The sequence below is a fragment of the Flavobacterium chilense genome (assembly GCF_001602525.1).
In the GTDB taxonomy this organism is placed as follows: Bacteria; Bacteroidota; Bacteroidia; order Flavobacteriales; family Flavobacteriaceae; genus Flavobacterium; species Flavobacterium chilense.
This window is the reverse complement of the sequence record NZ_LSYT01000002.1, coordinates 757,764-784,209: the sequence shown is the minus strand read 5'-3', so window position 1 is coordinate 784,209 and position 26,446 is coordinate 757,764. Positions and strand designations below refer to the sequence as shown.

Genomic DNA, 26,446 nt, shown 5'->3' with positions numbered 1-26,446 from the left:
AAAAGCTCTTTTAGAATGAATAAAACACTAAAAATTGTAATTTTTTTGACAGGAATTACCATTCCCCCAGCTAGCGCGGGCATCTTGCCCGTGACCGCAAAGGAGGTACGAGCAAGATGCTCGAACCAGCAGGAGGAAAAATTTGGGAACAATAATTTTTTTAAAAATTGATCTTTATTTTTAACTTTTATTCAATTCAACCCAGTCTTCACTCGTTGCCAAACTTCCGGCGCCTTTTATGTAGTATTTATCGTTTTCTTTTTTAATAGAGAAAGCATGATTAATTTCCTTACACCTGATATCATCATTTTCAACATAAAATAGGTCTAAAACATTTTCATGCTGCAGTGCTTTATATGTTCCCATACATGTTACAGGCTCATGAAAAGATTCCATCTCCAACATAACTTTGTCTTTCAAAATAGAAAAATGATACGTTATATTTGCCATTCCGGTTGACGTTATTTCTGTTTCAACATTTACGGAAAATTTACCCTGAAACTCTTTTGGTATTGGCTTTGCGTCTTTTAATTTATATTCTAAAAGTAAATCATTGTACAGTGTAATGCCTTTTTTATCTATTTTGTTTGATGCTATTTTTTTAATAAAAATCCATTTATTATTGTCATACAAATAGAAATAAATCAAAGCATTGTCTTTCATTTTAAAGTCTTCGGGACTGTTATATTCAGCCATTTCTTCTTTCGGGAAATACTCTGCAATTATGTAATATTTATTTAAATGCTTTTTTAGAACTTCTTTTACCTTTTGATCTAATACTTTAGGATTTTCAATTGCAGCTTTATTTTCATTAGAGAAAAAACCAAACATATAATCTGCTTCCCAAAAAAACTGATCACTTCCTGTTTTTCCAATATAATTAACACTAAAAACACCCAAATCATCAGAAGAAAGATATGACGGATAAGTACGAACCGTTTTTGAAGTATCGGGTAAAACAAAACCATTTTCCTGATATTTTTTATCTAAAAAATTAACAGGTGCTATTTCAAAGTTGATTTTTTCTTTAGGTGTGCATGCTATAAATAACATACAAAACAAAAATGTTATCGTAATTCTTCCGGCTATTTTATAAATCATTTCAAATTAAAGATTAAGATTTTTATTTATGTAATATTCGTTATTAAAATAACACTGCATTTTCAATACCTTGCTGTGTGAAATCTGCTAACTTCATAAACTTAGTTCAGTAAATACCCAAACCTGATCGATCCAAAGAAATAACCTGTATTCGTATTTGTATTGGGATCATTTAATTCACGTCCACGATAAATAAAAGAATACGACATATTGAAGTGGTTGTGTCTGTATTTTAAACCAAACTCGGCATTAAAACGAAGTGGTTCCAGATCAAAAGTTACCGGACTGGTATTGCTAAACATACTTCCTTCAATCGTTGCGTCGTAAAATTGGTAATTGACACTTGGCATGGCATAAAAGTAAAACTCTCTGACATTGTATTGCGGTTGAGAACTTACCGAAGCATCATGCATATTAGAATCGTAAATTGGGAGTAATTTTTTAAAACCAATTCGGGTTAGAAAACCTGTAGAAAGGCCATCAAAGATAGTTCCCAAATTAGCTTCAGACTGAAAATGCAGATCTATAAAATCATTGTGTTTTGTTGGAAATAATTTCTTGGAATACATCACATGCGCCTGAACTGCAAAAGCATTATGCAATTGGTTTTCCCAGCCATATACCCTTTTATATCCTATAAGATGATGAAAACTTTCCTGAGTTTGTCTGCCTAAAGCATTTGGTCCCATAAAACCTAATTGAAAATCTGTTTTTAAAACCGATTCATTTTGGTAAAAAAAGCTTCTCCCCGCTTCGACAAAAAGATACCCCGTAAACGGACGATCGTTAATGCTAACAGCTGCTTCATTAATAAATCTCGGATTATAAATATATTGTCCCAGTCTGAATTCAGTGATTTTTTTATTGATTTCCGGATTATCATTTTTCGATAAAAAACGATAGAAAAGTTCCAGACCATTGGTATAATACATATCATTTTTAGACGATGTGTATAGATCATTATCTGTAATTAAACCAACCTCTGTTGTTTTTGCCTGACCAAAAGCCAAAGCTGTGGTCAGGATTAAAAGCGCAATAAAAGAATTTTTATTTCGCATTATAATTTATTTTTCCAACAGCGCGCATTTCACGAACAATTCTTTCTTTTCTGCGATTGATGTAACTGGAAGAACCTGTGGCTTTAAACTTTCTCGGATTTGGTAATATCGCTGCAATTCCGGCTGCCTGCATTGGAGTTAAACTCGAAGCATCACGACGGTACCAATGTTCTGTTGCGGCATAAGCTCCATAAACCCCATCGCCCATTTCGATACTATTCAAATATACTTCCATGATACGTTCTTTACCCCAGATTAACTCAATTAAAACGGTAAAATACGCTTCTAAGCCTTTTCTAAAATAACTTTTACCCTGCCATAAAAAGACATTTTTTGCGGTTTGTTGCGAAATGGTACTTCCGCCACGAATTCGGCGTCCGCGTTCGTTACTTTTGTAAGCTTTTTGAAGTGCTTTAAAATCAAAACCATTGTGTTTTAAAAACGTTCCGTCTTCACTGGCAATCACAGCTTTTTGTAAATTCATTGAAATCTTATCGATAGGTTCCCAGTCGTGATCAAAATAAACTTCTTTTCCATCTAATTTATTTTCGATAGCACGAATAATCATCAGTGGTGTAAAAGGAACCGGAACATATTTAAAAAATATAACCGATGCGATTGAAACTCCAAAAAACCATAAAAATAATTTTATAAAAAACCATTTTACTTTTTCTCCAAAAGAACGATTGCTCTTTTTGGGTGCTGTTTTAGGTTTTGGTTTGTTTGCGGTTGTTTTTGGTGCCGGTTTTTTGGTTACTGCCATTATATTAAATCTGCTAATTCTGTTCCTATTAGACTCCCAATTGCTACTCCCATTCCGCCTAAACGCACTCCACAGAACACGTTTTCAGACAATTGTGTAACAACAGGATTTTTACTATTTCCTATTCCCATGATTCCGCTCCAACGATGAGCAATCCGGAAATCCTGATTTGGTAAAATTACATTTTTAAGTAAATCCTCCAATTTATTTTGTACAATTTTCGTTTGCCCAAATTCTGTCGTAGTTTCCGTTTCAAAATCAAGGTTTCGCCCTCCGCCAAGTAAAATTCTATTGTCTATATTTCTGAAATAATAATAACCCCGATCCAGATGAAAAGTACCTTTTATATCTAAATCCGGAATGGGTTCTGTAATTAAAACCTGTGCTCTCGCCGGTTGTACAGCACCTTTTGTAATCGCATTAGCAAAACCATTGGTAGCAAAAAGTATTTTCTTTGAGATGAAGCTAAAATCATTCAATACAATTTCAACCTGATTTCCTAAATCGGCATATGAGGTTACGGCTTGCTGATTCAGAATTAAAATACCTTCAGAAACGGCTTGTCTCAGCAATTCCTGCATCATATTTCCGGTATCGATCTGGGCTTCAAAGGGATTAAAAATCAAATATTCCTCAATGTTTTTAAACCCAAACCGATCTGTTTCTTTAGAAAAAACATCAGCTTTAAAAAGTGGTCTTAAAATTTCATTGACAAATGGCAGTTTTGAAAGGCATTCATTGAATCCGCTTTCATCTTCTTTTAGAAACAATTCATATCCGCCATGAGGTTTAAAATCAATTGCCGCATCTCCAAGTCTTTTTCGGAGTAATTGCAATCCTTTCCACCGTTTTTCGATCAGGTTAATTACATCTTCTTCTGAATGGGTTTTTAAATCTTCCATGATTTCAGAAAGGCTTCCAAAACAAGCAAAACCAGCATTTTTTGTACTTGCGCCTTGTGGCAGCATGCCTTTTTCTAAAACCAGAATTTTTGCTGTTGGAAATCTTTCGCGTAAGCGTAATGCAGCATGTAATCCCACAATGCCACTGCCCACAATAGTGTAATCAACATTTGTGAACCAGTTTTTTAATTCCCAGTAGCTTAGTTCCATCTTTAGACTTTTTTATAAAAATAATGATTTTTGGCTCACCATATAAGGAATATAAGTTCATTTAAATGTTTTCTTTTTAACACCTATTAAAAGGATTAACATAGATTTTAATTTTCGTACAGCCGTCAGGTTAAGTGAAGTCGAAGCCCTTTATTGCACAACGAGCCTTCGACTTCGCTCAGGGTGACAATTTTGTAATAAATGACAATTGCAGATGAATACGATCAAATATAGATCTCATTAATTTTAGTTCTAAATTTCTGTCAGGCTGAGCGGAGTCGAAGCCCTTTATTGCACAACGAGCCTTCGACTTCGCTCAGGGTGACAATTGTAATAAATGACAATTGCAGATGAATACGATCAAATATAGATCTCATTAATTTTAATTCTAAATCTCTGTCAGGCTGAGCGGAGTCGAAGCCCTTTATTGCACAACTAGCTTTCGACTTCGCTCAGGGTGACAATTGTAATAAATGATGTTAGTTACATTCTTGCTTTATTGAAATTTAAATGAACTTATATTTCTTATATGGTTTAATGCTTTTTAACATTTACTTGCTAAATTATATTCGTATTTTTAGCCCACGAAAATTAGAATTTTATTATGAAAAAAGTATTATTTACAACCTTAATAATGATGAGTTTAAACGCTATCGGACAGAATGTAATGTCTCCAGAGTTGTTATGGAAATTAGGAAGAGTGAGTGCACTTGGACTTTCAAAAGATGCAAAAAATGTTGTTTTTAAGGTTTCAACACCTTCTGTAGAAGAAAATAAATCATCTTCTAAATTTTACATTATACCTGTAAATGGAGGAACTGCAACTGAAATTAAAGACACAAAAGAGGTTTTGGCTGACAAAAACATTTCGCCTGACGGAAAATTTTTAGTGTACAATGAAGAGGTAAAATTAGAAAAGGTTTTGGGAAAAGATTTCTATCCGAAACTGGACAAATCTGATGCTCAAATTTATGACGGTTTAGATTATCGCCACTGGGATACCTGGAATGAAGGGAAATTTAATCACGTTTTTTATAAAGAAAACAAAGACGGAGCAAAAGGAATTGACATCCTGAAAGGTGAAAATTTCGATTCTCCACAAAAACCTTTTGGTGGCGACGAAGATTACATCTGGTCTCCTGACGGAAAAAGCATTTTATATGTATGCAAGAAAAAAGCAGGAACTCAATATGCGATTTCTACTAATACAGATATTTATGAGTATAATTTAGAAACTCAGAAAACGATAAACAGAACCGAAGGTAATTTAGGTTATGATACAGCGCCACAGTTTTCTCCAACAGGAAACTTAACCTGGTTACAAATGAAACGTGACGGTTATGAAGCTGATAAAAACGACCTTATTGTTGAATTTAAAGGAATCAAAACAAACTTAACGGCAAACTGGGACGGAACTGTAGATAATTTTATCTGGAGTAAAGATGGTAAAACTGTTTATTTTGTGGCTCCGGTAGATGGTACAAAACAAATTTTTACGGTAAACTTTCCTGGTTTGACAAAAATTGCCATTCAGGTTCGTCAGTTAACAAATGGAGATTTTGATGTAAATGATTTGGTTGGTTTTGCAGGTGATGATCTTATTGTTACGCGAAATGACATGAATCATGCTCCAGAAATTTATTCTTTTAACTTAAAGAAAAATACCTGGAAACAAATTTCGAATGTAAATACAGAAACATACAAAACATTAGCACTTAGTAAAACTGAGAAGCGTTATGTTACAACTACAGATGGTAAAAAAATGTTGGTTTGGGTAATTTTACCTCCAAATTTTGATGCTTCTAAAAAATACCCAACTTTATTATTCTGCCAGGGAGGACCTCAAAGTGCCTTGACACAATCGTATTCTTTCCGTTGGAATTTTTCATTAATGGCTGCTAAAGGTTATGTGGTAGTTGCACCAAACCGTCGCGGAATGCCAGGACATGGTGTTGAATGGAATGAGCAAATTAGTAAAGACTGGGGCGGACAGGTTATGGACGATTACCTATCTGCAATTGATGATGTATCTAAAGAAAATTATGTAGACAAATCACGTTTAGGTTGTGTTGGCGCTAGTTACGGAGGATATTCTGTATTTTATTTAGCCGGAATTCACAAAAACCGTTTCAAAACATTTATTGCTCATGATGGTGTTTTCAATACGGTAAGTATGTTAGGGACTACTGAAGAGGTTTTCTTTAACAACTGGGATTTTGGTGGCCCTTACTGGGAAAAAGATAATGCTGTTGCCCAAAAAACATATACTACTTTTAACCCTGCAACTTTGGTACAAAACTGGAACAGACCTATCTTGATTTTTCAGGGAGGAAAAGATTTCCGTGTGCCAATCGGACAAGGACAAGAAGCTTTTCAGGCTGCTCAGTTAAGAGGTATCAAAAGCAGATTTGTATATTTCCCTGATGAAAATCACTGGGTTTTACATCCTCAAAATGCTCAGGTTTGGCAAGGTGAATTTTTTAAATGGTTAAGCGAAACACTTTAATCAAATAAATTTTAAAATAAAAAATAGCCGTAGATTTTATATAATCTGCGGCTATTTTGTTTTTCGGATCTTTGAATTATGTAAATATTTGGTTTGTTTTTACTTTTCTTAGATTAAATTTTTAGATAAATTGCAGTGCATTCCAACATTAAAAAACGTCCTCAATCCCAAACAAATAATATGGAGAGTAAAAAAAGTTATACAGCACTCAAAGTTTTATTCAGTTATGTTGCATTACTGGCTTTGGTGGTTACTGTTGGATGGTTTTTATATTCTGAAAATGTGGTTTACAACAAACTTGAAAGTAAAATTGCTTTCGAAAAAACCAAGATTTTAAGAGTCAGCAAATTGTTTTCGAATGTATACAAAACCGAAAGTTTAGCGCGTAAAACAATCCAGACCAATTCTGAAGAAGATTTTAAAAGTTATCTTATTGAAACAGACTCCTTAAGATCCAGAATTGACACTTTAAAACAAATTGTTACAACAGAATATCAAAAAACATTACTGGATAGTGTTACGTATTTACTGGCTGAGAAAACTAAAAACATTAGACAGTTAAAAACGATAAAAAACAAAGCCGAAGATGAAGTTTCGGTAAATACGGCTATTGATGAAATTACTAAAATGGAGTTTAAACTTCGAAAATTAGAACTTCAGGATTTCAATAAAAACCCAAATCAATTAGGAGCGTATCAGCGAAATGTCCTTCAGAAATATGTTGATTATCTGAATCAGAACATTCCGGATGACAGCACAAATACATTGAGTAAAAAGGCTTCGGATTCTATTTTAGCCAATTCGAAAAAACTATTAAGCAATGTAAAACTTAAGGCGGAAAAGAAAAAAGAATCACTAAATTTTGAGGAAAATAAACTACTCAAAAATGAAATAGCGATTTCTGACCAGCTTCGAAAAGTACTTCGGATTATCGAAAGGGAAATCATCATCAACTCGATAAAAAACAATTCATTAAAAGAAAAATCACTTAAAAAAGTAAACGAAATTGTAACGGCTTCGGCTATTATTGGTTTGGTTCTGACTTTGTTTTTCTCGATTCTAATTGTGAGTGATTACTCTAAATCTCAAGTCTATAAAAAACAGCTTGAAATTGCCAATTTCAAAACCAAGAATTTACTTAAAAGCCGCGAACAATTAATCTCGACTGTAAGTCACGATTTAAAAACGCCTTTGAGCACCATTGTGGGCTATTCTGAGCTTTTAGGGAATTCTGATGTGAATACAAAGCAGTCTTACTTTATTAAAAACATCAAAAATTCATCAGAATATATTACGCAACTGGTTCAGGATTTACTGGACTTTTCCCAAATCGAAGCAGGAAAAATAACGATCGAAAAGGTTCCGTTTTTATTACCTGAAATTATTGATGAAGTTGCCAAAAGTATTCAGACCGTTTACAAGCAAAAGAACATTGAACTTATTATTAATGTTGATGAAAAGCTGAATACAAGAATTGTTGGTGATCCGTTTCGACTGAAACAAATCTTGAGTAATATTATCGGAAACGCTTATAAGTTTACCGAAGAAGGTTTTATTAAAATAAGTGCTTATACTGAAAATGACGGAAATTTCATCATCACGATTCAGGATTCCGGAATTGGAATTGAGAAAGGAAATCAAAAATTAGTTTTTGAGGAATTTGCCCAGGCGAATGAAAGTATTGAAAAGAAATATGGCGGAACTGGTTTAGGCTTGTCTATTTGCCAAAAAATAATTTCTATACTAGGTGGCACTTTAAGTCTTGAAAGCACTTTTGGAAAAGGAAGCACTTTTGAAATTCAACTCCCATTATTATTTGATCATAGCCAAAATGTTACTGTTGAAACTAAAAAACCAATCTTAAAGAATACTCAAAAACAAACTTTTATTGTTATTGACGACGATATTAATTTACTGAATTTAACGAGTGGTGTTTTAAGACAGGAAGGACATCAGGTTTTATCTTTCAACAGTGCTGTAAAGGCTTTAGAAACCATTCAGAACACTAAATTTGATTTTGTAATTACTGATATCCAAATGCCGGAAATGGACGGCTTTATGTTTCTGAAAAAATTAAGGAATTCAGGATATTCCAATTATCAAAATCAGCCTATAATCGCTCTAACCGGAAGAACTGACCTTGATGCTGCCGTTTACTCTGAAGCCGGTTTTACTACGGTAATCAAAAAACCATATTCACCCAGAATATTACTGGAGACGATTCAGCTTATTTTAGAAAATGACACTTTACCGAATGTTCAGATCAATGAAGATGAAATGCAAACTTCATCTCAGCTATACTCTCTTGAAACATTAAAAGAATTTTTAGGAAATGACAACGAGGCTTTAAAAGAGGTTTTAAAATCGTTTATAGAGAACAGCAGCGAAAACCTGACTTTTCTGGAAACTGCAATTACAGAAAAGAATATAATCGAAATTAATACTATTGCCCACAGAATTGCGCCTATGTTTAAACAAATTCAGGCACGTGAAATTGGTGAAATCTTAAAGGCTCTTGAAAGAAAAGATCTGGAAATTTCTGATTTGGATGATCTTTTTAAAGTTTTAAAATCAAAATCAGCATTACTTTTCACAGCTTTAAACAAAGAAATTGTTTAATCGATATTGTATTGTTTCAGTTTATTATACAATGTCTTTCGGGTAATTTTGAGCAATTTTGCCGCTTCAGATTTATTATTTTGAGCTTTTGACAAGGCATGAATGATCGCTTCTTTTTCGTTTTCTGACAAAGAGAAATTCCCATTATTGCTTTGTTGTTTCTGAATCTGAAAGAATTCAGCAGGCAAAACTTCGCTTTCGATAAAATCTCCCTGAGACAAAAGGGTAGCACGTTTTACACAGTTTTGTAATTCACGTAAATTTCCCGGCCAGTTGTAATTTTGAAATATCGTAACAACTTCCGGAGAAAACCCAATAATATCTTTATTTAATTGCTGATTGGCCTTTTCCAGGAAATAATCGGCAAAAACCATCAAATCTTCGTCTCTGTCTTTTAATGATGGCGACTGAATCGAGAATTCGTTGATTCTATGGTATAAATCCTCTCTAAAATCACCATTTTTTACAGCTTCACGCAAATCTTCATTTGTAGCTGTAATAATGCGTATATCAACGTTTATTTCTTTATTGCTTCCAACAGGTTTTATTTTACGTTCCTGTAAAGCTCTTAATAATTGTATTTGATTTTCATATGATAGATTCCCTATTTCGTCCAGAAAAAGTGTTCCGCCATTAGCCGCTTCAAAATAGCCCATTTTGTCGCTTATAGCTCCGGTAAACGATCCTTTTAAATGTCCGAAAAATTCACTCGCTGCCAGTTCTTTCGGAATAGCACCGCAGTCAACTGCAATAAAATTATTGTTTTTTCTCGTACTTTGCTGATGGATACTTTTGGCAATGATTTCTTTTCCGGTTCCGCTTTCTCCAATGATCAAAACCGACATATCTGTCGGGCTAACCAAATGTATATGATCCAGTAATTTTTTTGAAGCAACAGAAATTCCTTTTACAAACTCATTTTCAGTAACGGGTTGCTTTTTAACGGCTTTCTTTTGTTTTACGGGAGTATCTTCAATTTCGGTTTCCTGAGTTTTAAGCGCATTGGTAATGACCAATAAAACCTCATCCGGATTAAACGGTTTTGAGATATAATCTGCAGCGCCATTTTTTATGGCTTTAACAGCAGTATTTACATCAGAATACCCTGTCATGAGTATAACAGGAATTTCAGGATATGCCGTTTTAAATTCAGACATAAGTCCAATACCATCAGAATCCGGTAAACGAAGATCTGTCAAAATCAAATCAAATGATTCTTTTTTGATAGCTACTCTGGCTTCTGCAGCAGAGAAAGCAATAGTTACGTCGAATGCATTTTTTATCAGAAACTTTTCTAATAATTTGCAAAACGAAATATCATCTTCTATCAGTAATATCTTTGGCATCTGTTTTATGGGACTTTTTTGCTAAAATAAGACTATTAAAATTGTCTTTTCACAAAATTATGCAAAAAAAAAGAGATTGCTATAAGCAATCTCTTTTTCACCAAAAACATAAATCTAAATTCACCTAATTTATATCTTCAACCAGTTGCCATTGACATCTGAAAAAACAGTAGCCTTCTGATCCCCAACTGATATTTCAAGTTTATATTCTTTCTTTTCGTTTACATACGCTTTTACCAATTTTGCATTAGGATAAGCGGTCTGAAGAGCTGTTTTTACAGCAGCTGGCACAGCATCTGTAGTCACCTCTGTATATTCTGTCTGAACAGTTACAACTTTTTTTACTTGCTCCTGTACAATGGCAGTATGAGCGTAGGTTGATAAACTTCCCAGAATTATTACTACTGATAGGACTAACTTTTTCATAATATTTATTTTAATATTTTGGAGCGATGACTCCTTTGTCATCTGTAAAAACAAAATGCTTACTCTGGCTTGCACCTGAATTAAGTTCTAGTTTATATTGTTTCTTTGGGTTCACATAAGCCTTTACAAGCGTAGAACCCGGAAAAGATTTCTCTATAGTAGATTTTACTTCTTGAGGAAGAGCATCTAATTTAATTTCTTTAAAATCGTCCTGAACTTTTACAACATTCAGGACCGATTTTTTTATTATTGCCGCTTCGGCATTCATAAATAAACTTCCTAAAACGATTACAGCTGATAAAATTAATTTTTTCATATTGTTTGATTTTTTTAATTAGTATTAGCTGATAAAATTAGGCATTATTTTTTTATAATGTTTCCTGAAGCGTCTGTATAAACAGTGTACTTTTTGTCACCATTTGAAATTTCAAGTTTGTACTCGTTCTTTTCATTTTTATAAGCCTTTTCAAGCTTTGTGTTAGGAAAAGATTTTTCAACAGTTGATTTTACAGCTGCGGGAATAGCATCTAAACTAACTTCTGTAAATTCATCCTGAACCATTACTGCTGGTGTCATTGATATTTTTACTGCCGGAGTAGTTGCCTGAACCGTTAAGCCTCCTAAAATAATTGCTGCTGATAAGATTAATTTTTTCATAATAATAGTCTTTATGGGTTAGTGTTAATTACTTTTTAAGAATATTACCAGAAGCATCAGTATAAACTGTAGATTTTTCACCTCTAACGGTAATCTCTATTTTATACTCTTTTTTATCATTTACATATGCTTTGTCCAGTTTTACTCCCGGATAAGCATTGTCTAATGCTGTTTTGATAGCAGCCGGAACTGCATCAACTTCTTTATATTCGTCCTGAATGTTTACAGATTGCACCATTGAACTGGTCACGACAACATTCCCTGCCTGCATTGACAACCCTCCTAACAGGATAGCTGCCGATAAGATTAACTTTTTCATAGTGATAGTTTTTTACGGTTAGTTTTTAATTATTTTTTAATCCAGGATCCATCTGCATTTGCATAAAGAGAACCTACTTTGTCTCCTACAGTCACCTCTAATTTGTATTGTGAACTTGCATTTTTGTATGCTTTAGAAAGTATTGCATCCGGATAGGCTTTTTTAAGAGCATCAGTCACTGCTGCAGGAACTTCTTCTACTTTAATTTCAGTGTACCCCTCCTGAATTGAAACTGTTTTTACGATTGTATTTGAAATTGGCGAAGTTGAAGCAAATGATGTTAAACCTCCCAAAACGATTGCGGCTGATAAAAATAAATTTTTCATGATAGTTGTATTTTAATATTGTTAATTTAATTTTAGTATTCTTAATTTGAATTTCCATAAGAACCTAATTTAGATTGTTTGATTGTTTTTAATCCTGAGATTGTTTTAGATTATTTTTTAATCCAGCTTCCGTCAGCATTAGCAAAAAGATTACCTACTTTTTCTCCAACAGTAACGTCTAATTTGTATTCTGATTTTTCGTTTTTATACGCTTTTGTAATTACGGCATCAGGATATTCTTTTTTCAAAGCTTCAGTAATAGGAGCCGGTAATTCTTCCAATTTGATTTCTGTATATTCGTCTACGATAGAAATCGTTTTAACGATTGTATTTGTAATTGGAGTTGTTGATGCGAATGATGTTAAACCTCCTAAAACAATTGCGGCTGATAAGAATAAATTTTTCATAAGTGTATATTTTAATTATTTAATAGTTGTTTACGCTTTAGATAATGAAATTATTATGCCGCAATCGTTATATGATACCCCAATGCATGTAAAAGCCTAATTTTAAAGGCTTTTACCAAATCATGCCAAAAACACAAGACTTTAAAAAGTGTGTAATTACCTGAATGAGTGTGTAAAAAGTATACACAAATAGTGTTTACTTTGTATTTGCAAACAAAAAACCCAATAGGTTTTTAAAAACTTATTGGGTTCAAAATTCGTGGTAAAATAAAAAAGGCTGTCAAAATTGACAGCCTTTGTATTATTCTTCTATAGGTTTCATTTTAAATGTATCCATAAATGCAGTTGTATAATCTCCTGCAATATATCTTGGATCATCCATTAATTGTCTATGGAAAGGAATTGTAGTTTTTACGCCTTCGATAACAAATTCATCTAAAGCTCTACGCATTTTACTAATAGCTTCTTCACGGGATTGTGCCGTTGTAATCAACTTAGCAATCATTGAATCGTAATTTGGCGGAATAGTATAACCTGAGTAAACGTGAGTATCTAAACGAACTCCGTGTCCTCCTGGCATATGTAGTGTCGTAATTTTTCCTGGTGAAGGGCGAAAATCATTATAAGGATCTTCGGCATTAATACGACATTCGATAGCGTGTAATTCTGGTAAGTAGTTTTTTCCGGAAATTGGAATTCCGGCAGCCACCATAATTTGCTCACGAATTAAATCGTAATCAATTACTTGTTCCGTAATTGGGTGTTCTACCTGAATACGGGTATTCATTTCCATGAAATAGAAGTTTCTGTGTTTGTCAACAAGAAATTCTACTGTTCCTGCTCCTTCGTACTTAATAAATTCAGCAGCTTTTACAGCAGCTTCTCCCATTGCAGTACGCAATTCATCTGTCATGAAAGGCGAAGGTGTTTCTTCTGTCAATTTTTGGTGACGACGTTGTACAGAACAATCTCTTTCAGAAAGGTGACATGCTTTTCCGTATGAATCTCCAACAACCTGAATTTCGATATGACGTGGTTCTTCAATAAGTTTCTCCATGTACATTCCGTCATTTCCAAATGCAGCAGCAGCTTCCTGACGTGCACTTTCCCATGCTTTCAACAATTCATCTTCTTTCCAGACAGCACGCATTCCTTTTCCACCACCACCGGCAGTAGCTTTAAGCATAACCGGGTAACCAAATTCTTTTGCTAATTTTTGTGTTTGTTCAAAAGATTCTAATAATCCGTCTGAACCTGGTACACATGGAACTCCTGCAGCTTTCATAGTTGCTTTTGCAGAAGCTTTGTCTCCCATTCTGTCAATCATTTCAGGAGCGGCACCAATAAATTTGATTCCGTGTTCCTGACAAATTTTTGAGAATTTTGCATTCTCAGAAAGAAAACCGTATCCTGGGTGTATTGCATCTGCATTTGTAATTTCTGCAGCAGCAATAATATTTGACATTTTTAAATACGATAAGTTACTTGGAGGAGGACCAATACAAACCGCTTCGTCAGCAAACTTAACATGTAGACTTTCTGCATCTGCTGTAGAGTAAACTGCTACAGTTTTGATTCCCATTTCTTTACATGTACGAATTACACGAAGTGCAATTTCTCCTCTATTCGCAATTAATATTTTTTTAAACATCTTATTTTAATTAGATAATTAGACAATTTGATAATTAGATAATTTTAGATGATTAACAAAGTTTTTATTGCGAATCCTTCTAAAATCTAAAATCTAAAATCTAAATTTATTTATGATGGATCAACTAAAAATAAAGGTTGGTCAAATTCTACAGGAGACATATCATCAACAAGAATTTTTACAATTTTACCTGAAACTTCTGATTCGATTTCGTTAAATAATTTCATTGCTTCAATTACACAAAGAACATCACCTTTTGAAATACTGCTTCCAACTTCAGTGAAAACCGGTTTATCCGGAGATGGTTTTCTGTAGAATGTTCCGATAATTGGAGATTTAATAGTAATATATTTAGAATCTTCAGCTACCGCCGGAGCCTCAGGGCTCACATTTACAACTACCGGAGCTACTTGTTGAGGAGCAACTGCTTGTGGCAATGCAGCCTGAGCAGGTAATTGTTGAACATATGTAGTCTCTGTTACATTTCCTTCTAAAGTTGTTCTAATGGTGATTTTTACATCATCCATTTCTAACTTTACTTCTGCAACTCCCGAATTTGCTACAAATTTGATTAGGTTTTGAATTTCTTTTAAATCCATAATGATTCGTTTTTAGTTTTGATTTATTTTTTATCGTAAGCCCATTTTAGGTAAATTGATCCCCATGTGAATCCACCACCAAAAGCGGCAAAAATAATGTTATCTCCTTTTTTGAATAGGTGTTCAAAGTCATTTAACACTAAAGGCAATGTTGCCGAAGTCGTATTTCCGAATTTTTCAATATTCATTAATACTTTTGAATCTTCAAGATTCATTCTGCTTGCAGTAGCATCAATAATACGTTTGTTTGCCTGATGTGGCACTAACCAACTTACATCCTCATGACTCAAATTATTTCTTTTCAAGATCAATTCGCTTGCATCTGCCATATTGGTAACAGCAAATTTAAATACCGTTTTTCCGTCCTGAATAATATTGTGCTGTCTGTTTTTTACAGTCTCTTCTGTAGTTGGAATTAGAGAACCTCCGGCAGAAATTTTAAGATAATCGCGTCCTAAACCATCGCTTCGCAGATATTCATCCTGTAAACCTAAACCTTCATGGTTTGGTTCGAACAAAACTGCTCCTGCTCCATCTCCAAAAATAATACAAGTTGCTCTGTCTGTATAATCTACAATTGATGACATTTTATCAGCACCAATTAATAATACTTTTTTATATCGTCCTGACTGTATGTATGCAGCTGCAGTTGACATTCCGTATAAAAAACTTGAACAGGCTGCCTGCAAATCATAAGCAAAGGCGTTTGTAGCTCCAATCTGTGTTGCAACATAAACTCCTGTAGAGGCTACCGGCATATCTGCAGTAGCTGTCGCCATTATTACCATATCAATCTCTAATGGATCAATATTAGCTTTTGCTATTAAATCCTGGGCTGCTTTTATAGCCAGAAAAGATGTTCCTTTATCAGCATCTTTAAGAATTCTTCTTTCTTTAATTCCGGTACGAGTAGTGATCCATTCGTCATTAGTATCGACCATTGTTTCCAGTACTTTATTTGAAAGTACAAAATCTGGAACATAGGCTCCAACAGCGGTAATTGCGGCTGTGATTGTATTCATTATATTTTATTATTTCCTTTCAAATACAGCATATTTGAAAAATTTTTAAAAGACTTGAAAATTACAAAAAAAAACGAAATTAGTTTGTACATAATTTCCTAAAATACGAAAATTATAACCAACAAAAAAAACTCTCACTATGTGAGAGTTCTAGTATAATTTACAAAAACGTATTAAGCAACCGCTTCAGATTTATCGATAACAACTTGCCCTCTGTAGTACATTTTACCTTCATGCCAGTAAGCTCTGTGGTATAAATGTGCTTCTCCAGTAATAGGACATGTAGCGATTTGAGCTACTGTAGCTTTATAATGTGTTCTTCTCTTATCTCTTCTTGTTTTCGAGACTTTTCTCTTAGGATGTGCCATTTTACTATATTATTTATCCGTTAATAGTTGTTTTAATTTGTCCCAACGCGGGTCAATATCTTCTTCTTTACTCTCTTCTTTTTCTTCTTTGACTGTTTTCACTGTCAGTTCATTTAGTTTTTTCAAAGCTTCAGTTTGCAAACTTCCGTCTTTTACTCCTGGATGAACTCGTTTTAGCGGTACCGAAAGTGCAATCATTTCATAAATATACTGTGCGATATCTATTTCATGCTCTCCGTGTGGTAAGATCAACAATTCTTCATTATCATTATTGAATTCTTCCCCAAAACGAACAATCAATTTCATTTTCCCTTTCAAAGGCAAATCAAAATCTTCGCTTGTCAGATCACATGGCACATTAACTGTTCCTTTGTGTTTAAAATTCAACTCTAACATGTTGCTCTTTTTGTCTAAAACTAAACTCACTTTGATATCCGAACTTTGAAATTCGTCGTAATCAAAGTTCTCAAAGAACGCGTTACTTATTTGATACTCAAAATGGTGTTTTCCTAGCTTTAACCCTATGAAAGGAATTAAAAATTCTTTTGTTTTGCTCATTTCAACATCAATTTGACCAATTCGTATCTAGAACTCAGATACCTGAATTGGGGTGCAAAGATATAAAATTATTATAAAACTAATAATCTTATTCACCTTTTTTTGTTTATAACTGTTTTTCTTTTATTTTAAGAGGTTTTTCACTAATCTCCTCATACTGATTACGCGAGCGAAAAATATCTATTGCGAGATAAACTGCTTCTTTAAAAGAGTTAAAATCTGCCATGTCTTTTCCGGCAATATCATAAGCTGTACCGTGATCCGGCGACGTTCTTACTCTATTTAAACCTGCTGTATAATTTACTCCTTTTCCGAAAGATAATGTTTTAAACGGAATTAATCCCTGATCGTGATACGTTGCAACAATGGCATCATATTTTTCATACTGACCGCTTCCAAAAAAACCATCAGCCGGAAACGGACCAAAAACCATCGTTCCGCTATCGAATATTTTCTTCAAAGTCGGTTTTAAAACCAAATCATCCTCTTTACCAATCACTCCACCATCTCCTGCATGCGGATTCAATCCTAAAACTGCAATTTTTGGCTTTACTATACTAAAATCCTGAATTAACGACTTTCTGATTGTTTCAATTTTTCTTGTAATTAATTCTTCTGTTAAATGTGATGATACTTCACTTAAAGGAACATGATCCGTTAACAATCCCACTCTCAGATTATCCTGCACCATCATCATTAACGCATTTCCTTCTAGCTCCTGATTTAAATAATCAGTATGCCCGGGAAATTTAAAACTTTCAGACTGAATATTATATTTATTTATTGGAGCTGTAACCAAAACATCTATCAAACCTTCTTTCAAAGCTTTGGTTGCCGCTACAAATGATTTTATAGCATATTCTCCTATTTTTTCATCATTTTTACCTAAATTAATATCAACTCCTTCTTTCCAAAGATTAAATACATTGACTTTTCCGGCAACAATCTGATCCAATTTATCTACTCCATGAAACTGAACCGTTGATGTAAAGCTTTTTTTAACAAACGAAAGTATTTTAGCATTTGCAAAAATAACTGGCGTACACATTTCCAACATACGAGAATCTTCGAATGTTTTCAATATAACTTCGCTTCCAATACCGTTTAAATCTCCAATTGAAATTCCAACAATTATATTTTCTGCTTTTTTATTCATGAGCTCAGGTTATTTATTACTAATTTTGATGTGCAAATTTAGTAAAATAAAACAACAATGTTTACAGGAATTATAGAAACCCTAGGAAGGATTCACGAAATACGAAAAGAACAAAGCAATCTTCATATTACTGTAGATTCTTCAATTACAAATGAGTTAAAAATAGACCAAAGCGTTTCGCACAATGGCATTTGCCTGACAGTGGTAGCAATAAAAGATTCATTTTATATCGTAACTGCTATTGATGAAACCATTTTAAAAACAAATATTTCAGATTGGAAAGAAGGCGACATTGTAAACCTGGAAAGAGGCATGAAGCTTGGCGATCGTCTTGACGGACATATAGTCCAGGGACATGTAGACCAAACCGGAACCTGCATTAAAATCGAAGAAGCACACGGAAGCTGGAATTACACTTTTGAATACGACAAAAACCTAAACAATATCACTATCGAAAAAGGCTCCATAACTGTTAACGGAGTTAGCCTGACTGTTGTGAACTCTAAAACAAATGAATTTAGCGTATCGATTATCCCGTATACTTTTGAAAACACCAATTTTAAAAATTTTAAAGTTGGAACAAAAATAAATCTGGAATTTGATGTTGTTGGAAAATACATTTCCCGACTTTACTCAATAAACAAATAACTACACAAAACCATTTAAAAAGAAAAGCTTCAATTACATTGAAGCTTTTCTTTTTAAATTATATTTATATATAGTGTACATTCCAAAAAGCAACGCACATATTAGCAAAAGAATCAAATTTTGATCAATAGCCCCTCCTGGCGGTGGCGGTGGCGGAGCAGCTGCTGCCATTGGAGCTGGCGGCGGAGTAGCGGGTGCAGCACTAGCAATTGATACATTTATCAAAGTCAAAAAAATTGTAACAAAAAAAATCTTTATTTTCTCCATAACTTTAACATGCTGGACTACAGCAAGGTAGGTTGTTAGTTTTACTTCATTTTAATACAATTCGCACAAAAACAGGGGCTTACACACAAATGCTTGGCAAATTTATAAGTTTTTTACAAAAACGCAAGATTTAAATCAAAAAAACTCAACAAAAGCTGCAATAGATTTTTAACGTAAGAATTAAACCCAGAAATACCCTTTTAGCTTTTTATTACTTACGTATAATTCTACAATTTAGTTTTTATAATAACGTATTTTATAAAAGTAAATTATTCAAACTACATACAAAACAATAAATCATAAAAAAACCTTTACATTACTGTAAAGGTTTTCTATTCTAAAAAAGTGGTCCCACCTGAAACTGAACTACTTAGCACAAAACGCTAATTATCAGTGATTTATTTTAATTTTTAATTTTGGGTAGAAATATGGTAAAAAAATTCAAATTTTACATTTTCATATCTAAATATAAGAATAACATTACAACAGTTCCTAGTTTCTTAGTTATGCACCGTTCATTAAAAAGCTCCGAAGTACATAAAGATTTTATTAACAGACTATTTAAAACAGGTTTATGACGAAATTAGTTAGGGTAAAATGGAGCATAGTATCCAAAACTAATTTCATCTATATAAGTACTGCCACTAGTCATAGTATATCCAATTGTCCTATTGGCTTTCAAAAAGTCTATTCCTTTATAAAAATCAGTTTGTAATAGCCAATTTATTTCCAAAAAAAGATCAGCTTCTTTTCTTTCATCAAAGATTAAATGAAATTGTTTTACAGTCAGAAAATCATCTTCATTCGGAGTGCATGTAATATTCAAAATACAATCATTACTATACATCAACTTTTTCATTTCTTCTTCATCAATTTCATATAGAATCGTGTACTTTCTTTTGTCAATTACTGTTTCGTAAGCTTTCATAATATCATTTTTTGTAAATTTACAAAGAAGAAAGGCTCATAGATCAGCTGTCGTTATATTTTTTTAAAGAAGTTAAGAATTACTTAATTCTAAAAATTATTAAAATCTTTACTTACCTCGTTTCGGAATATAGAAATCTACAAATCGTAAAATAATCAACAAAGAGCTAGCTGTAAATACTAAATATTTAAACGGTAAAAAATTATATACAATTAAATTTTTAACATAATAAATTCTTCCAATAGTAATATCTTGCACAAGGAATAAAACTCCAAATACTATTAAAAAACTTCCAAGTAAGGATAATATGTTTAATAATTTATTCATTGTTATTTATCAAGCTGTTTTAATATCTCAATTAATTCTTTTGGATCTTTAATTTCTAAACTATCCATATGCTTTTTAAGTAGTTCGGTTTTTATATCATTGTTTTTGCGTGTAGTCAAAAATTTTCGCACTTTCTCAATGATCCCGTCTGATTTTATTTCGGTCTTTAAATCTTTTTTATAAGTTAAACTAAAGCCACCTCCAGCTATTGCCACAATTATAATTCCTAGTATAATTATCCCACCCATTCCAAGTCCAGATATCTCTATGAAACCAGGAGATTGAACAGCTAGTTTTATATCAAAATCGTCTGATTTATAATCTAAATCCTCAGCTTCGCAAAATTCATCTAGCAAATCCAAAGCAATATCTCCCATTTTAAAAAGACTTCTTGCTTTAACATCATCTTTCGCTTGCACTTCAAGGACTAAATGCGCATGATCTTCTTTTACAAAGATACCATTTATTATTTTATCAATAACTTCCCCGTATTGATCGGCATTTGTTATAGTATGATGGGAAAACATTAGTTTAAACAACTTAGGGTCTAAACTTGCTTTAGTTACTTGCCTAAGTAATTTAATTTGCTTTCTCTTTATTAAATCACAATCAAATTTATTATTTAACTCATTAAAAGCAATTGTATTTGAAATTTCCGCAAATTGTATATATTCGGAATTTTCGCTTGGAATCATAATAATGTCCCCTTTTTTAATTTCATACGCAAATTTTAAAAGCTGTCTGGCAGAGTGTTTTGGTCTTGCTTCGTCTTCTCCATATGCTTTTTTAATTTTATTTGCTAATATTGTAACCCCCACTTCATCACGAGTATTACCCGCCTTAATATCCTCTAGTGTTATTTTATTATATCCAATTCCAATGAACTTTCCAGCTAAAAATGAGTCATAATTTTTTCCGCCCTCAGTTCTAACAAGCCAGTAATTTCTATTACTTATGTGCGGTATTTGATCTAATATTTGTTGTAAAGTCATTATGATTTATGGTTTATTTAATTCCATATTAAACAAAGAAAATAGAAAATGTTTAATAGGATATATTTTGGTTATCTGCTATATTGCATGTGTAAAAATACATTATTTTGTATATGTTATATAAATTTGTAAAAAAAAAGTTACTAAGTGTAGATTTTTAATTCATATATCAACCGATATTTTATGTTTTCTATACCATTTTTCTACCTATAAAAAATAAAAAACATTAAACCATTGATTTACAGACCAAAAACAAAATTAATTCAAGTCCTATACAGACTATTTCAATAGAAAAATGCAATTTTAGGTACTTTAATTTTTTTTGTTTTGTTCTTCATACTCAGACAACAATTTATTTATTGGAGTACATAAAATTTCATAGAGAGTTGATCTTGAAATTGGATAGACCGGATAAATATATTCTTTGTGAATTTTTGTAATTGGAGTATAAGGATGCTCAGCAACCATTTTTTTGTATAAATCCATAATAAGCTTGTATCTTCTTAATTTATTGATCTGAATACCATTTCTCACGTTTTTATTTTGCATATTACTTTAATTCAAATTAGTTTAATTTTTCGGTTTCCTTAGTGGTATTCTAGCAGTTAACCTCATTTGTAATAACGTTTCATTTGCTATTTTTAATTTTTGGATTGCGGTCAATGGTTTGGGAGAAAAATCATTAATTTTTAGAATGTAGGCTTCCTGATCTTTTAAGCATTCGTTTACTAAAAGACTTAAATATTTATTTATTGCATTTGTTCCGTTTACTATTGTATACCCGTTTTTTACACTTACTTGAGCTTTACTTCGACTCTGTGTAAACGGTTTTAACCATTCAAGGAACAGATTAAAATCGTTTCCCTCATGCGAGCAAATAAAGCCTCTCAAATGTACTATCCTGTTCAAATAATCTTTAAAAAAAATATCATGTCGTGTTAGCTTTTTCGGGATTTCAAAATACAACCTTATGCAATTTATTAAACTGGCTTCGCTTGGAGCTGTGTAGTGTGTTCCAACAGCATAAGATATATTGTTTATGTCAAAATCTTTACTATTACCGTTTAAAAACAATATTTTTCCGGCTCTCACTGATTCTTTTTTAAAAGTTTCTAAAAGCATCTTAGCCAAATTATATGTTTTGCCATTAAACGTTATGTAACCACTAGCAGTAGGCTTGCACTCTCTTTTAGTGATGTAATTATATGCCTTGCCTTTATTGGATAAAAACAAACCAATTAAAACAGTTTTTCTGTATCCTATTTTTTGTAATTCTCTAATTGTTACTTTCATTTCTTACTACTTTTAAATATCGTGAAATTGTACTTTGACTCTTTCCTAATGCAATTCCTATTTCCCTATAACTCATTCCCGAGTTATAAAGATCATTTGCTTTTATTTTTATTTGAGTTGTTTCTCTTTGACTTTTCCAGTTTTCAGCTATGTACCATTTTTCTATTGTTCTGATTAGAGTATCAGTAAGCTTTCCCGTTTCGGCAAGTGACAAACCAATTAAATAATATTTTTTTACTTTGGCTTTATCATCAAGCGTGTAGGTATTTCTTTGTTTTGGTTCGGACAATTTTTTTTTCTGGTTTTTCATTTCGGGTGTTTATGAAATTACTTAAATATCGTAGTAGTTAAATGGTACTTAAATCCCTTTTAAGAACAAAAATTCTCATGTTTTCATTAAGGGTTGTTTTTGCTGTTTTTTGATTTTATTTTCAGTAAATAAATTTTAGATACCCCCATCTATTTTTTTTCTGTTAAGTGAGCTACTCTTTATTATTTTCGACCTTTTTAATACGTTCGATTGATTGAAAATAATTTTTCATCTATAAAACATTGTCATTAATCAGTGCTAAGGGTTGTTTTTGAATAATTCAACTATCCACAGTAAAATTCAGTATCATTTCGACCTTTTTTATTATTGGATTCATTTTGTTAAGTAGTTACACTTGTGTTATGCTGTAAATACTATACTAACTCAATAAAAGTGTGGCCGTGCTCCCTATCGGGAGTATATTACAAGTTTCCACAAATTTTTTTTGGGACTATACGTGCGCTTTTTAATTTGTTTTTTTTATCAATAAATATCATTATATATCCTTTTCCTGTTTAATAATTTGTTTTTCAATTAGTTAACTGAGTTACATAAGTGTAACTTCTGTACAAACCGCTATCCCATTCATTTAATTTATCAACACGTATCAATTCATTTAACTAATTGTCTTAACTAATTGTTTTTCAGAATCATAAGCCTGTACCCAAAACGGAACTATTTTACTATTCTTAATGTCAAATTCATGCCTCACAGCTTCCCAATTTTCTAAAAAATCACGTACTGAATAAAATTGTCTTTTACTGAGTACATTGTTTTCATATTGATTTTTATATTGCTTTAAGACCTCATTTTTTCCTTTATATATGATATTGCGTATCAAATCTATTTTACTTCGCTGTGTGCCCTTTGGTGCATTTATATCATTGTAAAAATTGAGATTATCCCATTCATTAAAAAAGGAGTTTTGCAATCTTTGCAAAAATTCAAAATCAAGAAAATTTTGTAAATACACTTTCTCGCATCTCCTATGTACCGTTTCAACTCTGATTATATTTATTCCTGACGGAGTCCTCTTGTGTTGTTTGTCCATCATTTCAAAAACTTTATCATATACTTTAAAATAAACTCTATAATCTCTATGGCGCTCGGTTGTTATTTGACTAGCTCCTTTGTGGTTTGCATCAATTAGAAAAATCTTTTCTTTATGCTTCCCGATACTATGTATCGTTTCTAAAATTGCTTTTGTTTCAATAGGCAATTTTACATTTAAACCTATTTCAAAAAATGTAATTTCTATTTTCACGGGATTTATTCCGGTATTTAAGATCAATTCTTCGAACGTTGCTTTTGCTTCATTCATGGTAAAGCTGTCAAAATTTGTTAAACTTCCATTTTTTAAATAGGAAGAATATTTGTGTAAGCTTCCTGTTATTTTAAGTTTGTTGCTTTGATCAATTTTTATAAATAGTCCTCCAGTAAAATTTTTTGTTGTACGATTGTCATAATAGATCAAGCCGTTTAGCGAATTGCACACTAAACGGCTGGATTTTATAATACTCTTTTTTTCAACCTCTGACAAAGACCTCTTTATCATTGTGATATTGTCAATCATTTTTATATATTTGCAATGTGCTAAACATTAATATTTGCGTATTTGGTTTTAGTTACAATATAAAAACCCCTTTCTAGGGGTTTTTTTATGCCCTGCTTTCAATAAAGAAATCAATATCTGCTCTTTTGATTATTACCTTACTGTATTTTTCCGACTTCATTTTGATAACATTGAAAAAGCCTTTGTCTATATAGCTTTGTAAGGTGTTCCGGCTACATTTTAATACTTCCATTGCTTCTTTTGGTGTGAGATTTTCTTTTTGTCCCTTGTTTTTAATTTCTAATATAGATTTTGAAATATTATTTAATTGGGTTTTAATGTCGTTCCAATCTTGTAAGGGCACCGTAATTACTGCTATATTAGTATCCATAAATTTATTATTTGAATGATTTAATAAAGTGTGAATCTAGTTTTAAAAGATGGTTACTATCCTTTTTCATAAAATCGTTAAGCTCCATATCAAGAGATATTTTTCGACCTTGTAAACTGTTGATTTCATTCATTAGCCTTTCAATCTCTTTTAATTTATTATAGGCTAGTTGCTGGTTTTCATTTTCAATAAACAGGGAATATTTATTTGCAATAAATTCGAGTGTTTCCGCACTTATTACAACATTTCTATTTTCTATTTTATAGTTTTTTACGTTCCATACAAAATATTCTCTTTTAGTCTTATCTAAAATATCGGCTTCAATTTCCATAATTAAAGATTCTGTACCGGCTGGCTTCTCCAGTAATTCAAAGACCTTTTCTTTATTTAAATTCATTCCGGCAACTTGCAGGGTTTCGCCCTTAGTAAGTTTATCAGTAATAAAACACTTTGGATTTGCAAACAATTGTTCTAAATCATCACTTTCAATATCTGTAATGCCCAAGTCAAAGACTTTGTTTATATAGTCTTGAAAATAATTCTGTCCGGTTTGCAATTGGTTTATTTCGCCATTAATTGCACTATCATTTTTTTCTATAAATATTTTTTTGAAACTCATAAATTTTATTTTTAAGTATTTTAATGTTAGTTGTTTGTGTTTCTCTCTACGTAATCAAAAAAGTAATCTTGCCTTTGCTCATTTGAAAAATCGGCTTTGATCACATTGTCAATTTCATCGATTACTCTAGCTCTAAAAAGCTCCATATTTGAATGAATTCGCTCCCAAAAATCATTTGTTTTAGCTATGGCAGAACTGATTTTTCTTTTGGAAAGCATTTCAAAAACTCTTTGAACAGTTAGAGCCTTAAAGTCATTTTGATTTGTCTTAAAATCGATTAGCATATCTTCGCTAAAATCGGGTATCATTGCCTCGATATCTTCTATTTGCATAATTGTAAAGTATTTAAATTGCTTTGTTTTTGGTAGCTTATGATTGCTTTTCCAAAAAGCTTAATTCTTGTTTTTGTCGCAGTTAAGATCATGTTTTCATTATGAATCAATATATTTTCAATTCTTATTATTTTTCCCATATTGAATTATTTTTTAATTTCTATGAAATCGTTTTTATTTTTATCCGTCTTAATTAAAAGCCTGTCTAAAAAATCCAGTTCATCACTCGGAACTAGTTTTTGTGCAATACCCGCAAGACAGGCACAAAGCGCTAAATCAGAAGGATGACCATTAAAGCCAATAATTTCAATTGCGTTTAAAATTGTTTTTAAATCACTACCAATACATTCGAAATCTGAATAAGTAATTTGTTTAATTACAGGCTCGTTTTCATTAGTACTAAAAAATAAATCCTTATCTATTTCTTTAAATGCTTTGGGATTGTAATCTGTAATTGTAGTCTGTTTTGCTGTGCTCATTTTTTTTGCGTATTTGATGTTAATAATTTTTTACTGTGTGTGGTTTGTGTGTATTCGTCGGTTCATTATTCCATAAGTTGGCTCTATTTTTAGCGCCTTGTATCGCACTTTCAAACTCACATTCGCTGGAATAATTTTCAGCAATTTTATTGCAAATTTGATTTTCGAATCGTTCTAAATTTAATTTAGCATTTTGCAATTCAAGCTCTTTGCTTTGAACTTCAAAAGTCAATGAATTTGCTAGTTTACCCATCCTTTTTATGGCATGGGTTTTCTGGTCTAAAAATTCGCTCCAGTGTTTCATTTATGTATTT

The 26,446-nt window shown here is 32.2% G+C and carries 33 protein-coding genes; 3 read left to right on the top strand and 30 right to left on the bottom strand.

Features of this window, described 5'->3' with window-relative positions:
• Positions 1-180: 180 nt before the first annotated feature.
• The 4 genes from A4F88_RS08520 to A4F88_RS08505 form a co-directional block, all read right to left on the bottom strand.
• On the bottom strand, positions 181-1,101 hold the full coding sequence (locus A4F88_RS08520) for a hypothetical protein (protein WP_068842137.1): 921 nt from the start codon (positions 1,099-1,101) through the stop codon (positions 181-183).
• 101 nt (positions 1,102-1,202) lie between these two features.
• On the bottom strand, positions 1,203-2,159 hold the full coding sequence (locus A4F88_RS08515) for a lipid A deacylase LpxR family protein (RefSeq protein ID WP_068842136.1): 957 nt from the start codon (positions 2,157-2,159) through the stop codon (positions 1,203-1,205).
• Positions 2,149-2,922, bottom strand: a complete 774-nt coding sequence (mtgA, locus tag A4F88_RS08510) for a monofunctional biosynthetic peptidoglycan transglycosylase (RefSeq protein ID WP_068842135.1) — start codon at positions 2,920-2,922, stop codon at positions 2,149-2,151. The genes A4F88_RS08515 and mtgA overlap by 11 nt, the downstream gene beginning before the upstream one ends.
• Positions 2,922-4,034, bottom strand: a complete 1,113-nt coding sequence (locus tag A4F88_RS08505; RefSeq protein ID WP_068842134.1) for an NAD(P)/FAD-dependent oxidoreductase — start codon at positions 4,032-4,034, stop codon at positions 2,922-2,924. The genes mtgA and A4F88_RS08505 overlap by 1 nt, the downstream gene beginning before the upstream one ends.
• A 604-nt stretch (positions 4,035-4,638) precedes the next feature.
• Between A4F88_RS08505 and A4F88_RS08500 the strand changes: the two genes are divergently transcribed.
• The gene (locus tag A4F88_RS08500) at positions 4,639-6,540 is read left to right on the top strand and encodes a S9 family peptidase (protein WP_068842133.1); all 1,902 of its coding nucleotides are present in this window, start codon (positions 4,639-4,641) and stop codon (positions 6,538-6,540) included.
• Positions 6,541-6,720: 180 nt separating this feature from the next.
• On the top strand, positions 6,721-9,159 hold the full coding sequence (locus A4F88_RS08495; RefSeq protein ID WP_068842340.1) for an ATP-binding protein: 2,439 nt from the start codon (positions 6,721-6,723) through the stop codon (positions 9,157-9,159).
• Here A4F88_RS08495 and A4F88_RS08490 read toward each other — a convergent pair.
• The 13 genes from A4F88_RS08490 to pdxA form a co-directional block, all read right to left on the bottom strand.
• Complete coding sequence (locus A4F88_RS08490) at positions 9,156-10,505, bottom strand: sigma-54-dependent transcriptional regulator (protein ID WP_068842132.1); 1,350 nt, start codon at positions 10,503-10,505, stop codon at positions 9,156-9,158. The genes A4F88_RS08495 and A4F88_RS08490 overlap by 4 nt on opposite strands.
• A gap of 129 nt (positions 10,506-10,634) precedes the next feature.
• Positions 10,635-10,931: a PepSY-like domain-containing protein gene (locus tag A4F88_RS08485; RefSeq protein ID WP_068842339.1), complete on the bottom strand. Its 297-nt coding sequence runs from the start codon at positions 10,929-10,931 to the stop codon at positions 10,635-10,637.
• A gap of 10 nt (positions 10,932-10,941) precedes the next feature.
• On the bottom strand, positions 10,942-11,247 hold the full coding sequence (locus A4F88_RS08480) for a hypothetical protein (RefSeq protein WP_068842131.1): 306 nt from the start codon (positions 11,245-11,247) through the stop codon (positions 10,942-10,944).
• 44 nt (positions 11,248-11,291) lie between these two features.
• On the bottom strand, positions 11,292-11,588 hold the full coding sequence (locus A4F88_RS08475; RefSeq protein ID WP_068842130.1) for a PepSY-like domain-containing protein: 297 nt from the start codon (positions 11,586-11,588) through the stop codon (positions 11,292-11,294).
• A gap of 28 nt (positions 11,589-11,616) precedes the next feature.
• Positions 11,617-11,907: a hypothetical protein gene (locus A4F88_RS08470; protein ID WP_068842129.1), complete on the bottom strand. Its 291-nt coding sequence runs from the start codon at positions 11,905-11,907 to the stop codon at positions 11,617-11,619.
• 29 nt (positions 11,908-11,936) lie between these two features.
• Positions 11,937-12,233, bottom strand: coding sequence for a hypothetical protein (locus tag A4F88_RS08465; RefSeq protein ID WP_068842128.1), 297 nt, complete (start codon positions 12,231-12,233; stop codon positions 11,937-11,939).
• Between the two features lie 110 nt (positions 12,234-12,343).
• Positions 12,344-12,640: a hypothetical protein gene (locus A4F88_RS08460; RefSeq protein ID WP_068842127.1), complete on the bottom strand. Its 297-nt coding sequence runs from the start codon at positions 12,638-12,640 to the stop codon at positions 12,344-12,346.
• 301 nt (positions 12,641-12,941) lie between these two features.
• The gene (gene accC / locus A4F88_RS08455; RefSeq protein WP_068842126.1) at positions 12,942-14,291 is read right to left on the bottom strand and encodes an acetyl-CoA carboxylase biotin carboxylase subunit; all 1,350 of its coding nucleotides are present in this window, start codon (positions 14,289-14,291) and stop codon (positions 12,942-12,944) included.
• A gap of 110 nt (positions 14,292-14,401) precedes the next feature.
• Positions 14,402-14,890 carry an acetyl-CoA carboxylase biotin carboxyl carrier protein gene (accB, locus tag A4F88_RS08450; RefSeq protein ID WP_068842125.1) on the bottom strand — a complete coding sequence of 163 codons (489 nt, stop codon included), beginning with the start codon at positions 14,888-14,890 and terminating at the stop codon, positions 14,402-14,404.
• A gap of 23 nt (positions 14,891-14,913) precedes the next feature.
• Positions 14,914-15,912, bottom strand: coding sequence for a beta-ketoacyl-ACP synthase III (locus A4F88_RS08445; RefSeq protein WP_068842124.1), 999 nt, complete (start codon positions 15,910-15,912; stop codon positions 14,914-14,916).
• A 173-nt stretch (positions 15,913-16,085) separates the two neighbouring features.
• Positions 16,086-16,280 (bottom strand): 50S ribosomal protein L32, encoded by a 195-nt coding sequence (rpmF, locus tag A4F88_RS08440; protein ID WP_068842123.1) that lies wholly within the window; start codon positions 16,278-16,280, stop codon positions 16,086-16,088.
• Positions 16,281-16,289: 9 nt separating this feature from the next.
• The gene (locus A4F88_RS08435) at positions 16,290-16,838 is read right to left on the bottom strand and encodes a YceD family protein (RefSeq protein WP_068842122.1); all 549 of its coding nucleotides are present in this window, start codon (positions 16,836-16,838) and stop codon (positions 16,290-16,292) included.
• Between the two features lie 106 nt (positions 16,839-16,944).
• A complete protein-coding gene (gene pdxA, locus A4F88_RS08430; protein WP_068842121.1) occupies positions 16,945-17,994 on the bottom strand; it encodes a 4-hydroxythreonine-4-phosphate dehydrogenase PdxA in 1,050 nt (349 codons plus the stop codon).
• A 57-nt stretch (positions 17,995-18,051) separates the two neighbouring features.
• On the opposite strand from pdxA, the gene A4F88_RS08425 reads away from it, so the two are divergent.
• The gene (locus A4F88_RS08425; RefSeq protein ID WP_068842120.1) at positions 18,052-18,642 is read left to right on the top strand and encodes a riboflavin synthase; all 591 of its coding nucleotides are present in this window, start codon (positions 18,052-18,054) and stop codon (positions 18,640-18,642) included.
• A 33-nt stretch (positions 18,643-18,675) separates the two neighbouring features.
• Here A4F88_RS08425 and A4F88_RS08420 read toward each other — a convergent pair whose 3' ends face one another.
• The 13 genes from A4F88_RS08420 to A4F88_RS08360 all read right to left on the bottom strand — a co-directional run bounded on the left by A4F88_RS08420 (position 18,676) and on the right by A4F88_RS08360 (position 26,436).
• Complete coding sequence (locus tag A4F88_RS08420; protein WP_162268787.1) at positions 18,676-18,867, bottom strand: hypothetical protein; 192 nt, start codon at positions 18,865-18,867, stop codon at positions 18,676-18,678.
• Positions 18,868-19,492: 625 nt separating this feature from the next.
• Positions 19,493-19,837 carry a hypothetical protein gene (locus tag A4F88_RS08415; RefSeq protein WP_068842118.1) on the bottom strand — a complete coding sequence of 115 codons (345 nt, stop codon included), beginning with the start codon at positions 19,835-19,837 and terminating at the stop codon, positions 19,493-19,495.
• Between the two features lie 329 nt (positions 19,838-20,166).
• Positions 20,167-21,156, bottom strand: a complete 990-nt coding sequence (locus A4F88_RS08405) for a hypothetical protein (RefSeq protein ID WP_068842116.1) — start codon at positions 21,154-21,156, stop codon at positions 20,167-20,169.
• Positions 21,157-21,468: 312 nt separating this feature from the next.
• A complete protein-coding gene (locus A4F88_RS08400; RefSeq protein WP_068842115.1) occupies positions 21,469-21,705 on the bottom strand; it encodes a hypothetical protein in 237 nt (78 codons plus the stop codon).
• A gap of 21 nt (positions 21,706-21,726) precedes the next feature.
• Entirely contained in the window at positions 21,727-22,449 is a 723-nt protein-coding gene (locus A4F88_RS08395; RefSeq protein WP_068842114.1) for a hypothetical protein, read from the bottom strand.
• Positions 22,433-22,759 (bottom strand): helix-turn-helix domain-containing protein, encoded by a 327-nt coding sequence (locus tag A4F88_RS08390; RefSeq protein WP_068842113.1) that lies wholly within the window; start codon positions 22,757-22,759, stop codon positions 22,433-22,435. The genes A4F88_RS08395 and A4F88_RS08390 overlap by 17 nt, the downstream gene beginning before the upstream one ends.
• A 616-nt stretch (positions 22,760-23,375) precedes the next feature.
• Positions 23,376-24,332: a hypothetical protein gene (locus tag A4F88_RS08385; RefSeq protein ID WP_068842112.1), complete on the bottom strand. Its 957-nt coding sequence runs from the start codon at positions 24,330-24,332 to the stop codon at positions 23,376-23,378.
• A gap of 85 nt (positions 24,333-24,417) precedes the next feature.
• Positions 24,418-24,702, bottom strand: a complete 285-nt coding sequence (locus A4F88_RS08380; RefSeq protein WP_068842111.1) for a helix-turn-helix domain-containing protein — start codon at positions 24,700-24,702, stop codon at positions 24,418-24,420.
• Positions 24,703-24,709: 7 nt separating this feature from the next.
• Positions 24,710-25,321: a hypothetical protein gene (locus A4F88_RS08375; protein ID WP_068842110.1), complete on the bottom strand. Its 612-nt coding sequence runs from the start codon at positions 25,319-25,321 to the stop codon at positions 24,710-24,712.
• A 26-nt stretch (positions 25,322-25,347) separates the two neighbouring features.
• A complete protein-coding gene (locus tag A4F88_RS08370; RefSeq protein WP_068842109.1) occupies positions 25,348-25,653 on the bottom strand; it encodes a hypothetical protein in 306 nt (101 codons plus the stop codon).
• Positions 25,644-25,793, bottom strand: coding sequence for a hypothetical protein (locus A4F88_RS25385; RefSeq protein WP_156062656.1), 150 nt, complete (start codon positions 25,791-25,793; stop codon positions 25,644-25,646). Before A4F88_RS25385 ends, A4F88_RS08370 begins: the two co-directional genes overlap by 10 nt.
• A 6-nt stretch (positions 25,794-25,799) precedes the next feature.
• Positions 25,800-26,132, bottom strand: coding sequence for a hypothetical protein (locus A4F88_RS08365; RefSeq protein WP_068842108.1), 333 nt, complete (start codon positions 26,130-26,132; stop codon positions 25,800-25,802).
• A gap of 19 nt (positions 26,133-26,151) precedes the next feature.
• The gene (locus A4F88_RS08360) at positions 26,152-26,436 is read right to left on the bottom strand and encodes a hypothetical protein (RefSeq protein ID WP_068842107.1); all 285 of its coding nucleotides are present in this window, start codon (positions 26,434-26,436) and stop codon (positions 26,152-26,154) included.
• Between the last annotated feature and the right edge of the window lie 10 nt (positions 26,437-26,446).